At 53.2% G+C, this 483-nt stretch carries 1 pseudogene; it reads right to left on the bottom strand.

The window, feature by feature from the left end:
• A pseudogene (locus tag SYN63AY4M2_RS14120) lies at positions 1 to 483 on the bottom strand (RNA-guided endonuclease TnpB family protein); the annotation flags it as partial.

Raw genomic sequence — 483 nt, 5'->3', positions numbered from 1 at the left:
GTATGGGCAATATCTGTCCTTCCCAAGTCCACCCCGATCACCTTGTCGGTATCTTGTTGCTTGGGTGGCTTTTCCTCTACGCAAATCTGGATGTAGTAGGAGCCATCCTTCCGCTGGAATAGGGTGGCCGATTTGGGGTTAGAGCCAGCCAGCATTCCCCTCTGGTAGTTGCCAATGGCTAGCTCAAAGCGTTCTCTCCCTTCAACCGTGGTCAGCGACACCGTCCAGTCTTTTTGACGGAACGAAAAGATGCGAGCGTCGTAGGTAACAAAGCCGCTCTTAAACTCCTTGACGGGACGCTTTTTCTGCTTAGCCACTTTGCGGGAACCCGCTACCCGTCTGCACACCTGTTGAGCCAAGTTACTGGACAAGCCAAACCGGGCTCGAATCTCGTAGTAGCAAAGGGATTGCAGCTTGACCGCGTTGACGATCTTCTCCTGCGTGTTCTGGTTGACCCAGTTCAATGCCTGTACAAAGGCATCC

It is taken from the genome of Synechococcus sp. 63AY4M2, assembly GCF_002760475.1.
In the GTDB taxonomy this organism is placed as follows: Bacteria; Cyanobacteriota; Cyanobacteriia; order Thermostichales; family Thermostichaceae; genus Thermostichus.
The sequence above is the reverse complement of the archived record's forward strand: the minus strand, read 5'-3'. Positions and strand labels throughout refer to the sequence as shown.